This window comes from Paenirhizobium cremeum (genome assembly GCF_022884085.1).
Taxonomy (GTDB): domain Bacteria; phylum Pseudomonadota; class Alphaproteobacteria; order Rhizobiales; family Rhizobiaceae; genus Allorhizobium; species Allorhizobium cremeum.
Window position 1 is genome coordinate 64,966 of sequence record NZ_JAGGCS010000011.1, and the last position, 14,074, is coordinate 79,039.

Annotated in this window: 13 protein-coding genes; all 13 read left to right on the plus strand. The window is 61.2% G+C overall.

The features are described from left to right. Positions 1–110: 110 nt before the first annotated feature. The 13 genes from J5N58_RS18760 (at position 111) to J5N58_RS18820 (ending at position 14,068) form a co-directional block, all read left to right on the plus strand. Complete coding sequence (locus J5N58_RS18760; protein WP_113339371.1) at positions 111–992, plus strand: carbohydrate ABC transporter permease; 882 nt, start codon at positions 111–113, stop codon at positions 990–992. Between the two features lie 57 nt (positions 993–1,049). Beyond that, a complete protein-coding gene (locus J5N58_RS18765) occupies positions 1,050–1,904 on the plus strand; it encodes a carbohydrate ABC transporter permease (RefSeq protein WP_112829571.1) in 855 nt (284 codons plus the stop codon). Between the two features lie 2 nt (positions 1,905–1,906). Continuing rightward, a complete protein-coding gene (locus J5N58_RS18770) occupies positions 1,907–3,019 on the plus strand; it encodes an ABC transporter ATP-binding protein (protein ID WP_112829479.1) in 1,113 nt (370 codons plus the stop codon). 17 nt (positions 3,020–3,036) lie between these two features. After that, positions 3,037–4,296, plus strand: coding sequence for an ABC transporter substrate-binding protein (locus J5N58_RS18775; protein WP_244712209.1), 1,260 nt, complete (start codon positions 3,037–3,039; stop codon positions 4,294–4,296). 49 nt (positions 4,297–4,345) lie between these two features. Further along, a complete protein-coding gene (gene pglA, locus J5N58_RS18780) occupies positions 4,346–5,905 on the plus strand; it encodes a polygalacturonase PglA (RefSeq protein ID WP_342346009.1) in 1,560 nt (519 codons plus the stop codon). Continuing rightward, positions 5,902–6,963, plus strand: a complete 1,062-nt coding sequence (locus J5N58_RS18785) for a glycoside hydrolase family 88/105 protein (RefSeq protein WP_112829482.1) — start codon at positions 5,902–5,904, stop codon at positions 6,961–6,963. Before pglA ends, J5N58_RS18785 begins: the two co-directional genes overlap by 4 nt. A gap of 188 nt (positions 6,964–7,151) precedes the next feature. Then, the gene (gene kdgD, locus J5N58_RS18790; protein ID WP_112829483.1) at positions 7,152–8,066 is read left to right on the plus strand and encodes a 5-dehydro-4-deoxyglucarate dehydratase; all 915 of its coding nucleotides are present in this window, start codon (positions 7,152–7,154) and stop codon (positions 8,064–8,066) included. A gap of 2 nt (positions 8,067–8,068) precedes the next feature. Further along, positions 8,069–9,205, plus strand: coding sequence for a mandelate racemase/muconate lactonizing enzyme family protein (locus J5N58_RS18795; RefSeq protein ID WP_112829484.1), 1,137 nt, complete (start codon positions 8,069–8,071; stop codon positions 9,203–9,205). Next, positions 9,205–10,089: an amidohydrolase family protein gene (locus J5N58_RS18800; RefSeq protein WP_112829485.1), complete on the plus strand. Its 885-nt coding sequence runs from the start codon at positions 9,205–9,207 to the stop codon at positions 10,087–10,089. The genes J5N58_RS18795 and J5N58_RS18800 overlap by 1 nt, the downstream gene beginning before the upstream one ends. A 72-nt stretch (positions 10,090–10,161) precedes the next feature. Further along, the gene (locus J5N58_RS18805; RefSeq protein ID WP_112829486.1) at positions 10,162–11,136 is read left to right on the plus strand and encodes a TRAP transporter substrate-binding protein; all 975 of its coding nucleotides are present in this window, start codon (positions 10,162–10,164) and stop codon (positions 11,134–11,136) included. 96 nt (positions 11,137–11,232) lie between these two features. Beyond that, positions 11,233–11,754, plus strand: a complete 522-nt coding sequence (locus tag J5N58_RS18810) for a TRAP transporter small permease (RefSeq protein WP_112829487.1) — start codon at positions 11,233–11,235, stop codon at positions 11,752–11,754. Next, complete coding sequence (locus tag J5N58_RS18815) at positions 11,754–13,034, plus strand: TRAP transporter large permease (RefSeq protein ID WP_112829488.1); 1,281 nt, start codon at positions 11,754–11,756, stop codon at positions 13,032–13,034. The genes J5N58_RS18810 and J5N58_RS18815 overlap by 1 nt, the downstream gene beginning before the upstream one ends. Before the next feature lie 185 nt (positions 13,035–13,219). Next, a complete protein-coding gene (locus J5N58_RS18820; RefSeq protein ID WP_112829572.1) occupies positions 13,220–14,068 on the plus strand; it encodes a sulfite exporter TauE/SafE family protein in 849 nt (282 codons plus the stop codon). Positions 14,069–14,074: the final 6 nt, after the last annotated feature.

Below are 14,074 nucleotides of genomic sequence, written 5' to 3' on the forward strand. Positions count from 1 at the left end.
AAGGGCATCCGCATTCCTTGCCGAACAGGCACGGAAGCGGTTGGACTTCGGCTCTGGGAGGAGAGAATTTTGTACATTACCGTAGTATCTCACGGTGCCGGGAGGCAGCCGTGAACCGCCAACGCGTGCTCGGGCTCGCTTATCTTTCGCCGTATATCGCGGGTCTCCTCGTTTTCACGGCGATCCCGTTCATGGCGTCGTTCTATATGAGCTTCACGGACTACAACCTGATGAGCGCGCCGCGCTGGACGGGTTTGAAGAACTATGTGGAGCTCTTCACCGGGGACAGAACCTTTCGCCGTTCGCTTTCGGTGACGCTGATCTATGTTTTCCTGACGGTGCCGCTGAAGCTCGCCTTCGCGCTCTTCGTCGCATACATCCTGAATTACCGGCTGAAGTTCATCAACTTCTTCCGGACTGCATTCTATGTCCCCTCCATTCTGGGAGGCTCGATCGCGATTGCCGTGCTGTGGCGTTACGTCTTCGCGACCAACGGGCTCGTCAACATGCTGCTGGCGGCGCTGGGCTTTGAGCCGGTCAACTGGTTCGGCGATCCGCAGAATGCGCTTTTCACGATCACGCTGCTCAGATGCTGGCAGTTCGGCTCGGCCATGGTGATATTCCTTGCCGCTCTACAGTCGATCGACAAGTCGCTCTACGAGGCGGCGGCGATCGACGGGGCCTCTAAGTTCCATAGCTTCATCTTCATCACCATCCCCCTCATCACACCGGTCATCTTCTTCAACCTTGTGATGCAGATGGTCCAGGCTTTTCAGGAGTTCAACGGTCCCTACATCATCACCGGCGGCGGTCCGTTGAAGTCGACCTATCTTCTCCCGCTCTACATTTACGACGAAGCTTTCCGCCGCTTCAACATGGGTTACGCCTCGGCGATCGCCTGGGTGCTTTTCCTGATTATCATGCTGCTGACCCTCGCTGCCTTCTGGTCGTCGAAGAAATGGGTCTTCTATGCCGGCGACAAGAGGAGTTGAGCCATGGACATGCATGCAGCGGCCTCTTCTCCGGCACAGGCTCGTTCTTCCGGCGACATGGTAAGGCGTCGCGAACGAATGCAAGGATTTTCCGCCGCCGCCCGCTATCTGCTGCTGTTCGTGGTCGGGCTTGTTATGCTCTATCCGCTGATCTGGCTGGTCGGCGCATCGTTTAAAACGAATGCGGAGATCTTTTCGAGTCCGGGTTTCTGGCCGGAAAACCCGACCGTCGACGGTTACGTGAAGGGTTGGCAAACATCCACGCCCTACACGTTCGGCCGTTTTTTCCTGAACAGTTTCCTGATCGTGCTCCCGAAGATGGCGGGTACCGCGATTTCCTGCACGTTGGTTGCCTATGGCTTCGCGCGCTTCGACTTTCCGGGTAAGAAAATCCTGTTCGGCTCCGTCATCGCGATCCTGCTCCTGCCGAATGTGGTGACGCGCATTCCGCAGTATATTCTCTTTCGCGATCTCGGCTGGCTCGACAGTTTTCTGCCGCTGTGGGTGCCTTCCGCGCTGGCGGGCGATGCATTCTTCGTCTTCATGCTCGTGCAATTCCTCCGTTCGATCCCTCGGGATACGGAAGAGGCCGCGCGCGTCGACGGGGCGAATTCCATTCAGACGCTCGTCTATGTCGTCGTGCCGATGCTCGCGCCGGCGCTGATTTCGGTCTGCCTGTTCCAGTTCATGTGGACGATGAACGATTTTCTCGGACCGCTGATCTATCTCTCCTCGGTCGACAAATACCCGGTGAGCCTTGCGCTCAAGCTGTCGATCGACACAACCGAAGCCTTTGATTGGAACCAGATCCTGGCGATGTCCGTGCTGACGCTGACGCCCGCGCTGGTCGTGTTCTTCATGGCTCAAAAGTATTTCATCGAAGGGATCTCCGCCGGCGGGATCAAGGGATAATCATGGCACGCGTTCAACTGAAAAATCTCGAGAAGGTCTATGGCGGCTTCAAGGCGGTGCACGGGATCGACCTCGATGTGGCGGAAGGCGAGTTCATGGTGCTGGTCGGTCCGTCCGGCTGCGCGAAGTCGACCACGCTGCGCATGATCGCCGGTCTCGAGGATATCTCTGGCGGCGAGATCCGCATTGGCGATCGGGTGGTCAACGAACTGCCGCCCGGTAAGCGGTCAATTGCCATGGTGTTCCAGAACTATGCGCTTTATCCGCACATGAAGGTCCGCGGCAATCTCGCCTTCGGCCTGAGGCTCGCCGGCAAATCCAAGGCGGAGATCGCGGTGGCCACCGAAGAAGTGGCGAGGATCCTTGAGATCGAACCTTTGCTCGACCGGCTGCCCAAGCAGCTTTCCGGGGGGCAGGCCCAGCGCGTGGCGCTCGGACGCGCCCTCATCAAGAAGCCGAGTGTGTTTCTTTTCGACGAGCCTCTCTCCAATCTCGACGCCAAGCTGCGCGCGTCGATGCGGGTGCGCATCACCGATCTGCACCGGCGGCTTAAGGCAGACGGTCTTGCTTCGACCGTGGTCTACGTCACCCATGACCAGACGGAAGCGATGACCATGGGCGACCGCATCTGCGTCATGCAGGCGGGCCGCATCATGCAGGTGGCAACACCGAAGGAGCTTTACAGCCGACCCGCCAATCTTTTTGTCGCGGGCTTCATCGGCAGTCCCGAGATGAACCTGTTGGAAGGGCGGCTCGATGGCGACGGGTTCCATGGTGAGGGACAGACGCTGCCGATCGGGCCATCGCTTTCTGCCCGCATGAGCGCGCGCCCCCAGGATGCGGTGCTTGGCTTTCGTCCGCAGCATCTGAAGATCGTCTCCGGGGATGGCGTGCCGGCCTTCGATACGCGGCTGACCAACGTCGAATTCATGGGGCACGAAGTCTACCTGCATGTCTCGCTCGGCGGCCGGCAGCTTGTTGCCGTCGTCGGAGCCGACGAGTTCGAGGCGACAAGCCGCGCTGACGACCGCATCCGGATGAGGCCCGATGCGGAGTGGATGTATGTGTTCGACCGTGGGAGCGGTCAGAACGTTTCGCTGGGCGCAAATGCCTGACCTTGAGGGAGGAAGACATGAAACGACTGATGACGACAGCGGCCCTGATTGCCGCAACGGCGCTTTCAGGCACTGCGCGTGCCGAAAACCTTCGTATGTCCTGGTGGGGAGGGGAGAGCCGCCACGTGGCAACGCAGAAGGCGCTGGAAGCCTGCGGGGCGAAACACGGCCATAAGATTGCCGCTGAATTCACCGGTTTCGACGGTTACCTCGAAAAGCTTACGACCCAGATGGCGGGTGGAACGGAGGCGGACATCATTCAGGTCAACTGGCCGTGGTTGCCGCTCTTCTCGCGTGATGGAACCGGTTTTGCCGATCTCAAGAGCCTTTCGGCGCTGGACCTTGGCCAATGGTCCCCTGAGGCGTTGGCAACCACGACCATCGGCGGCAAGATCAATGGTATCCCGGTTTCGACGACCGGCCGGGTCTTTTTCTTCAATACGACGACATTCGACAAGATCGGCGTCGCAGTGCCGAAGTCGTGGGACGAACTGATGGCCGTCTCTCCCGTCATCAAGGAAAAGCTCGGAGCCGATGCCTTTCCCTTCAACGCGGTCAAGGAAACCGCGCAGCTTCTGGTGACGCTCGCTGTCGTCCAGAAGACCGGCAAGGATATGGTCGATCCGTCGATCAACCGGGTCGCCTGGACGCCGCAAGAACTGGCCGCCGGCATCGAATTCTACGGGCAGTTCGTCAAGACGGGGACGGTGCAGTCCATCGAAAAGGAAGCGGGCGAGGGCAGCGTCAACCTCTTTGAAAAGCCGGCATGGGCAGACGGCAGGATTGCCGGGTCCTATGAATGGGATTCGACCTATTCGAAATATGCCGATCCCCTGAAAGACGGGCAGAAGCTCGAACCGCGGCCGATGATCCGTTTCGCCGATGCTGTGACGGACGGGGTTTATCGGCGTCCCTCCATGGTGTTTTCCATCTCACGGAATTCCAAGCATCCCGAGGCTGCCGCACAGATCCTCAACTGCCTGCTGAACGAGCCCGAGGGTATCGCAGCGCTTGGCGACAGCCGCGGCCTGCCCGCTTCCCGGATCGCGGCGGAGATGCTCGCCAAAGCCGGCAAGGTCGATGCCAATGTTAAGGCGGCGAACGATATCGTCATCGCCGCGAGTGGCCCTTCGGTCTCGCCCTTCAACGAGCATCCGCAGGTGCGTTCCAACTTCATCGATACGCTGGAGGAGTATGGCTACGGCATGTTGTCCGCCGACGAGGCCGCCACGCAGATCATCGACGGCACGAACGACGTGCTGAAGACTTTCGATTAACCCTGGCCGCCCGGCGGAATGCCCCGCCGGGCATCAATGGAACATGACCATGCTGAATGCCATCGCGGTCTCCGCGCGGGACGCTGCCGTTCGTCTTCAGTGGCCCGGCGCCCGCTATCATCTCGAAACACCGGTTCCCTGGCGGTTGACGGCGCCCGGCACGGCGACCGCGGCGCGTGAAGGCCTTGCGGAGAAAGTGGTGCTGGTGCTTCACGATCTCGATCCGGCCACAGACTGGCGGCTTGAGGTGGCAGGGTTTCCACCGCTCACGTTCCGTACGAGAGATTGCGGAGGATTGTTCCGGCCGTCCGGGCTCGTTGCCGATGAAGGGCACGCTGCCGCGGGGAATGCTCGTATCCTTGCGGAAGCCGTGGCGAAATTGCCGGAAAACGGAACGATCGAGCTCGGGCAGGGCCGCTTTTTCTCCATGCCGCTGGCGTTGCGGTCAATGATGGTGTTCAGGCTTGCCGAGGGATCGCAACTGCTTGCTCCATCCTCTCGTCTAGGCTGGCCGATCCTGCCCGCGCGGGATGCGGCCGGACATATGCTCGGCTCCTGGGAAGGCCTGCCCGAGGCGTGTTTTGCCGCACCCGTTCATGCCATCGGTGCGCGAGAACTTACGATCGCCGGACCGGGCCTCCTCGATGGTGGCGGTGATCGGGGCGACTGGTGGACATGGCCCAAGGGGACCCGGGATGGCGCGCGCCGGCCCCGCGGCCTGCATCTGGTAAATTGCGAGGCTGTCCTGCTGCTCGGCTTTTCCATCCGCAACGCACCCTCCTGGACCATTCATCCGCAGGGATGCAGCCGTCTGACGGCCGTCGGACTTCACATCATGGCGCCGCATGACAGTCCCAACACGGACGGCTTCGATCCCGAAATGTGTGAGGACGTGCTGCTGGAGGGCATCCGCTTCTCGGTCGGTGACGATTGTATCGCCATCAAGGCTGGCAAGCGAGGCCCGGACGGCAACGACGATCATCTTCGTCCGACCCGCGGAGTTGTGGTGCGGCATTGCCTGATGGAGCGCGGGCATGGCGGCGTGGTCATCGGTTCGGAGATGAGCGGCGGTGTCGAAAATGTCACGGTCGATGCCTGCGAAATGGTCGGTACGGACCGAGGGCTTCGGCTGAAAACCCGGCGGGGCCGGGGCGGTTTTGTCCGCAATATTGTTTTTCATAACGTGGCCATGCGTGATGTCGAAACGGCCATCTCCGCAAATGCCTTCTATCACTGCGATGCGGATGGCAGGGACGACTGGGTGCAAAGCCGCAGAACAGCGACTGTCGGAGCCGGGACGCCGCATATCCGGGGAATAGAGATCCGCGACGTCGCGATATCCGGCCTCTCCCACGCCGCCGCGGTTTTCCTCGGACTGCCCGAGGCGCCGCTTGCCGAGATTCGAATCGACAACCTGCATGTTGAAAGTTTCCGCGAGGAGGCGACCCCGACACCGCCGGTCATGGCCGAACATATCCGGCCGATGCGGCATGAGGGTGTCCTTGCTGAAAACGCCGATGTGACCCTTGGGCATGTCGTCGGCGTCGAAATGTCTCCCCTTTCCATCACAGCCACGCCTCTGGCCGAGCGTTCGACGGAGCCATCATGAGCGTATTCGACTATTTCGACCGTTATTGCCGCCGCTATCGGCACTACAAGGGCGGCGCGTGGTGCTACGAGGATGGCTGCATCTATCGCGGTCTGGTCCTGTTGCATGAGGCGACAGGCGAGGACCGCTGGCTGGATCATCTTCTGCGTCTGACACAGTCGCAGATTTCGGCGGATGGCGGATTGGCCGGCTATTCGCCGGATGAGTTCAACATCGACAACGTCATGGCCGGGCGCTGCCTTTTTCACCTCGATGCGGTGACCGGAGACCCCCGCTATATGGTTGCCGCCCGTAGTCTTGCAGGCCAGCTTTCGAGACATCCGCGGATCTCTGCCGGCAACTACTGGCACAAGAAGGTCTATCCCCATCAGGTCTGGCTGGATGGACTCTACATGGCCCTGCCTTTCCAGATCGAATACGGTCAGCGCATGGGGGACGCAGGCCTGATTGAAGATGCGATCAGGCAGTTGCTCTCGGCCCTTGCACTGACACGATCCGGCATTTTCTACGTGCACGGCTATGACGATGCCCGCCAGCAGCCCTGGGCCGACCGGACCACGGGGCGCTCGCCTGCCGTATGGGCCCGTGCCATCGGATGGCTGGCGATGGCGCTCGTCGATTCCTCTGCGTTGACGGCTGATCCGCGTCTTGCTCCGCCGACATCATCGCTCATGGCGGCAATAGCCCGGGAGGCCGAAGCTTCCGGGCTGTGGAAGCAGGTGCTTTGCGTGCCGGATCTTTCCGGCAACTACGAGGAAAGTTCTGCTTCCGCCATGCTGGGTTACGCCCTTCTCTTCGCCGGTCGGCAGGGGCTTGGAGATTTCGCGCCGGCGGGCAGAAAAGCCTATGATCGCCTCATCGCGGAGCGATTGTATGCTGACGCTGAAGGAGAAATACGTTTCGGAGGGATTTGTCGGGTCGCCGGCCTCGGGAGCTGGAGCGGCGGGCCTTATCGAGACGGCACGCCCGCCTATTATCTCACGGAGGATGTGGTGACGGATGATGCAAAAGGCGTCGGTCCCCTGATGATGGCTGCGGCGGAAGCGTTGCTCGGCTGAGGGATCGCCGGAGGAGATGGAAATCGTTCGGGCCGGCGCGCGACGCGCCGGCTTTCGGCATTCTGGCGAGGGCTTTTCTCTCCTGCGTACCTGATGATTTTTCCAACTTATAATATATGTTTGTTGACATGTCGGTGGAGATGTCCTTAACTCCGCCAAGACTGAAATTTCCGAAGGATGTGCGAAACATGGACCCCACCGCGCTGAAGGCTGCTCTCGGCTCCGGACTTCTTTCCTTTCCCGTCACGCATTTCGATGCCGGCGGGGAATTTGCTGCCGAGAGCTATCGGCGGCATGTCGCCTGGCTTGCAGGCTATGAAGCGCCGGTTCTGTTCGCTGCCGGAGGCACCGGCGAATTCTTCTCGCTGCGTCCGGATGAAATCCCGACGGTCGTTGCGGCAGCCAAGGAAGCATCCGGAAAGACAGCGATCGTGTCCGGATGCGGTTATGGCACGGAAGTGGCGGTGGAGATTGCCCGCTCGGTCGAGAAGGTCGGGGCCGATGGCGTGCTTCTTCTTCCGCACTATCTGATCGATGCCCCGCAGGAAGGGCTTTACGCGCATGTGAAGCGGATCTGCGATTGTGTCGGCTTCGGCGTCATGGTCTATAACCGCGACAACGCGGTTCTGCACGCCGATACGATTGCCCGGCTATGCGATGCCTGTCCGAATCTCGTCGGTTTCAAGGATGGTACCGGGGATATCGCACTTGTCAGACAAATTACGGCGAAGATGGGCGACCGGTTGACCTATCTCGGTGGCATGCCGACGGCGGAACTCTATGCCGAAGCCTATCTCGGGGCCGGGTTCACCACCTATTCGTCGGCGGTATTCAACTTCGTGCCTGGCCTTTCCGTGGAGTTCTACAAGGCATTGCGGGCGGGCGAACGTTCGACCTGCGAGCGCATCCTCAATGAATTCTTCTATCCATTCATGGCGATCCGCAATCGCGGCAAGGGTTATGCTGTCTCGGCGATCAAGGCCGGCGTGCGCCTTCAGGGATTTGCCGCGGGAGCGGTGCGTCCGCCGCTGAAGGATCTCAGCGAGGAAGAGGTTTCCATGCTCTGCGCGCTGATCGCTCCGCATCTGCGCAAGGCAGCCTGACCATGAAGATCGCCGAGGTCCGCACACATCTTCTGGAGCATAAGCTGGCGGTGCCGTTCCAGAGTGCATCGATGCGTTTCGACCGGCGTGTGCACATCCTCGTTGAAATTGTCTGCGACGACGGCACCGTGGGGTGGGGCGAATGCCTCGGGCCAGCGCGGCCCAATGCGGCCGTCGTTGCCGCCTACGCGCCCTGGCTGGTGGGCGCCAATCCGCTGGAGACCGAAAAGCTCTGGGCTGTCCTTTATAATGCGCTGCGGGACCAGGGGCAACGTGGGCTTGCCGTCACGGCGCTGTCGGGGATCGATATCGCGCTGTGGGACATCAAGGGCAAACATCTCGGCCAGCCGGTTTCCATGCTGCTTGGCGGTCGTTTCCGCGAAACGGTGCGGGCCTATGCCACCGGCAGCTTCAAGCGCGACGGGGTCGATCGCGCGGAAGACAACGCTTCCGACATCGCGCTCTACCGCTCGCAAGGCTTTCATGCCTCCAAGATCAAGGTTGGCTTCGGCATCGAGGAGGACCTGCGTGTCATCAGGGCGGCGCGGGAGGCGGCAGGGTCGGAGATGCGGCTGATGGCCGATGCCAACCACGGCTACGGCGTGCTGGAGGCGGTTGAATTCGGCCGCCGTGCCGCGGAATACGGCCTCGACTGGTTCGAGGAACCGGTGGTGCCGGAGCAACTCGCCGCCTATCGCGAGGTACGCGCCCGGCAGCCGTTGCCGGTCGCCGGTGGCGAAACCTGGCATAGCCGCTGGGGCATGAAGGAGCCGATCGAGACCCGTTCCATCGATATCGTGCAGCCGGACCTCGCTGGCGTTGGTGGGTTTACGGAGGCAAAGCGGGTGGCCGATCTTGCTGCTCTTCATGGCGTGCGGGTCGTACCGCATGTCTGGGGAACGGCGGTTCATATCGCCGCGGCGCTGCAGTTCATCGCGGCAATGGTGCCTGATCCCGTGCGTGTCAATCCGGTCGGGCCGATCCTTGAATTCGACCGAACCGACAATCCTTTCCGGCAAGCGGTGGTGAAAGCTCCCATCGAACATCAGAACGGGGTCGTCGCGATTCCGAACGGGCCGGGCCTGGGGATCGAGATCAATCGCGATGCACTCTCCGAATTCCGCATGAGGGACGGCTGATGACGCTGGTGCGCACGCTCACGGGACGAGAACCGCAGATTACCCTGCCCAGGGGAGCCGTCGATACGCAGATGCATGCCTATATGCCGGGGTTCGAGCCGCGCGCAGGTGGGCCGGGTTTGCCGATCGGGGCTCTTCCGACGCCTGCGGAATACCGGCGCGTCATGACCTGGCTTGGCATCGACAGGGTGATCGTTACGCAAGGCAACGCGCATCAGCGTGACAATGCCAACCTTCTCGCCTGCGTTGAGGCCCTGGGAGATATCGCCTGGGGGGTCGGCGTCGCCGATGGGCAGACCAGCGAAACGGAACTCGACCGGCTCGCCGCGTCGCGCGTGGTCGGATTGCGCATCATGGACCTGCCGGGCGGCGCCATCGGCCTTTCGAAGCTGGAGGAGGTCGATGCGATCGCGGCAAGCCGCAACTGGATGGTCGCCGTCCAGTTCGATGGCAGCAACATTCTCGAATACGAGGCGCGGCTTTCGAAGATCAGGTCGCGCTGGGTCCTCGACCATCACGGCAAGTTCTTCTGCGGAGTGACCGTGGACAGTGCCCAGGTGGCGGCCGCCCGGCGTCTGATCGACCGGGGAAACTGCTGGTTCAAGTTCGCCGGAGCTTACGAATCCTCGAAGAGCGGTGGCCCCGATTACGCCGATGTGGCGGCGGTTGCACGCATGATGGCGGAACATGCGCCCGAGCGGATCGTCTGGGGTACGAACTGGCCGCACAATCTGGCGCGCGAACAGGCCGATTATCCTGACGATGCGGCGCTGACAGATACCGTCCTTGGCTGGATGGCCGACGAACCTGCCCGGCAACTTGCCTTGGTGGATAATCCGGAGGCGCTGTTTGCGCTTCCGGCATTCAGTGACGGGAGCGACTGACGATCCTGGCTGCTGCTCGCCGCGACGGGAGGTTGCGGGGCGGCGATTTTCAGAAAAGAGGAGGAGGAAGACATGAAGACTGCCGCAATGCTCAGCTTTGCCATGGGCCTGACCCTTGGCGCCGGCGCGCTTTTCGCACAGGAAGTGACGCTGCGATCAGCAGATATCCATCCGGATGGCTATCCGACCGTGGAAGCGGTCAAATATATGGGCGAACTCGTTTCCCAACGCACCAACGGCCGCATCAAGATCGAGGTCATGAACAATGCGGCGCTCGGCAGCGAGAAGGACACGATCGAACAGACCCGTTTCGGCGTGATCGACATGAACCGTGTCAACAGCGCTCCGTTCAACAACCTGGTTCCGGAAACCGTTGTCTTCGGGCTTCCGTTCCTTTTCCGGGATGTCGATCACATGCACAAGGTGGTCGACGGGCCGATCGGCGATGAAGTGCTTGCGGCATTTGAACCGCATGGGCTGATCGGACTTGCTTTCTACGATTCGGGCGCGCGGTCTTTCTACACCACCAAGAAGCCTATCGAGAAACTCGCTGACCTCAAGGGCATGAAGATCCGCGTGCAGCAGTCGGATCTGTGGATTGCGATGATGGAAGCCTTCGGAGCCAATCCCACCCCCATGCCGTTCGGGGAGGTCTATTCCTCGCTGGAAACCGGCGTGGTCGACGGAGCGGAAAACAACTGGCCATCCTACGAATCGTCGCGCCATTTTGAAGTCGCCAAGAACTACACGCTGACCGATCACTCACTGACGCCGGAGATCCTGGTCATTTCCAAGATGAGCTGGGACAAGCTTTCTCCGGACGACCAGAAGGTGATCCGCGCGGCGGCGAAGGAGTCGGTCGGGAAAATGCGCGAACTCTGGCAGGCGCGCGAAAAGGCCTCCGAGGAAAAGGTGAAGGCGGCCGGCGTCAAGATCATCAAGGTCAACAAGGAGGAGTTCGTCACGGCGATGCAGCCGGTCTACGAACGTTTCGTCACCGATCCCAAGATGAAGGACCTCGTCGAGCGCGTACGCGCAGTCAAGTAACAAACAAGCCGACGGCCGGCCGCCTCGAAAACGTGGCGGCCGTTTTCGTCTATCGGGAAGGAGCGGCCCGTGGTCGCCGGGTCTTGGAGGAACATCATGGTGCGCTTTATGAAGGCCATTCGGCCGGGTCTCGGCAGTCTCAGCCTGTTGTGCCTTTATCTGGCCGGGGCCGGAATGATCGCGATGACGCTGATTATCGGCTGGCAGATCTTCGCCCGTTACGTGCTCAATAACACGCCGAGTTGGTCGGAGCCGCTGTCGTTGCAGCTCATGTCATGGTTCATTCTGCTCGGGGCTGCGGTCGGGGTGCGGGAAAGCGTCCATCTCGGTCTGGATTTTGTCCGCCATGGCGCATCGCGGATGGTGCAGAGGGCGATGGATCTTGTCAGCCTCGGCCTGATCGTCGCTTTCGGGCTGGCCATGAGCTATTACGGAACGCTGCTGGCGATAGGGACATGGACAGCACGCATTCCGGTGCTCGGATGGCCGGGTGGGGTCGATTTCTTCCCGCTGATCGCCGGCGGCCTGTTGATCGCCCTTTTTGCCCTGGAGCGTTTCGTCGACGTCTTCATCGGCGAAGAGATTGCCGCCACCATCGCCGTGCAGGAGGCCGTGTGATGGCCTATACCATTCTCTTCGGTAGCTTCACGGTCCTGATGATGATCGGCATGCCGATCGCATTCTGCCTCGGCATCTCGTCTCTCGCCACCGCGCTCTATCTCGGCCTGCCGCCGATCGTCGTCTTCCAGCAGATGAATTCGGGCATGAATGTCTTCGCCATGATGGCCATTCCCTTCTTCATCTTCGCCGGCGACCTCATGGTCCGGGGCGGCATCGCCAATCGCCTTATTCGTTTTGCTGCCGGTATTGTCGGTCACCTGCGCGGCGGGCTGGGGCAGGTCAACATCGTGGCTTCCACCCTGTTCGGCGGCATTTCCGGCTCGGCGGTGGCCGATGCGTCGGCTGTCGGCGGCCTGATGATCCCGCAAATGGCGGCGCGCGGCTATGACCGCGGCTATGCTGTGAACGTCACGGTCAATGCCGCGATCATAGCGCTGATGATCCCGCCATCGCACAACATGATACTCTATTCGATTTCCGCAGGCGGCAATGTTTCGGTGGCGGACCTTTTCACCGCGGGTATCGTGCCGGGCATCCTTCTTGCCGCCGCGCTGATGGTGACCGCCTATGTGGTTGCACGGCGGCGCGGCTATCCTTCCGAGCCTTTTCCCGGTTTCCGCAAGCTTGGCTACTACCTGCTTGCCTCGCTGCCCGGACTGCTGCTGATCGGCATCATCTTCGGCGGTGTGCGTTCAGGCGTCTTCACGGCGACGGAAAGCTCCTGCATTGCGGTGCTCTATGCCTTTGCCGTTGCCGTTGCCGTTTATCGCGAACTCGACTGGAAAGGCTTCGTCGAGGCGGTGCTGCAGGCGGTGCGCACAACGGCGATGGTGCTGCTCGTCATCGGCACGGCCGCCGCTTTCGGCTGGCTCATGGCGTTCCTGCAAGTGCAGCAAGGCATGGTCGCGACAATCAGTGCGATTTCCGAAAATCCGATCGTCGTGCTCCTCCTGATTAACATCATCCTGCTCTTGCTCGGGACTTTCATGGACATGGCGCCGCTGGTCATCATCACCACGCCCGTGCTTCTGCCGGTGGTCAAGGCGTTCGGCATCGATCCGGTGCATTTCGGCGTGGTGATGATCCTCAATGCCGGTATCGGCCTCAATACGCCGCCTGTTGGGACCGTGCTCTTCGTCGGATGCGCCGTCGGTGGGATATCGATCCGCGAGGCCATGCGAACCATCTGGCCGTTCTTCGGCGCGAGCATCGCTGTCCTGATGCTGGTGACGTACGTTCCGGCTCTGTCGCTCTGGCTGCCATCGCTCTTCCACTGAACGGCGGACCCGCCGACAACGAGCCTTCCGGACCGAACCGTTTGGCCCGGGAGGCGGCTTGAAATGTGTTGCGGGGCGGATATGGTCCGATCCGAAAATCGCGGGCGACGGCGAAGGGCAATTTCATCCCGCGCGCGTATTTTCTCCGGCGATACGGTCCGATCACACTTTTCAAGACGCATTCCATGATGTTCGGCATGCCCTACGGAGATCTTCTCCTTCTCATCCTTGCCCTGCTTGCTGCCGGTGCCCTGACCGGGGTGTTGGCCGGACTTTTCGGCGTCGGCGGCGGTACGGTCATCGTCCCGATCCTCTACGAACTTTTCCGAATCCTGGAGGTGCCGGAGGCGGTTCGCATGCAGCTTTGCATCGGCACCTCGCTTGCGGTCATCATCCCGACTTCGTTCCGATCCTTCCTCACGCACAAGCGCAAGGGCGCCGTCGATCTCTTGGTGCTTCGTATCTGGGCGACACCGATCGTTCTGGGCGTGCTCGCCGGCAGCGTGATTGCGCGCTATGCCTCGCCGGAAATCTTCAAGGCCGTCTTCGTGGCGGTCGCTGGCTTCTCGGCGATACGTCTGCTGTTCGGCCGGGATAGCTGGCGTCTGGGCGACGATCTGCCCGGCAGCCTGCCGATGAAGATCTATGGCGTGGTGATTGGCGTGCTGTCGTCCCTGATGGGCATTGGCGGCGGGCAGCTTTCCACCATGTTCCTCACCTTCTATCGCCGCCCCATCCATCAGGCTGTCGCCACTTCAGCGGGTGTCGGCATGCTGGTGTCGGTGCCCGGCGCGCTCGGTTACATGTATGCCGGTTGGGGTCGCGCCGCAGAGTATCCCGATGTCATGGCGCTGCAATTTCCACTCTCCATCGGCTTCGTCTCGCTGATCGGCGCGGCACTCTTCATCCCGACCAGCGTGCTGTGCGCCTCGATCGGCGCGACGCTTGCGCATGCGCTTTCCCGTCGCAAGCTGGAGATTGCCTTCGGCCTGTTTCTTCTGGCGGTCAGTGTCCGCTTCCTCGTGACCCTGTAAGGGAGT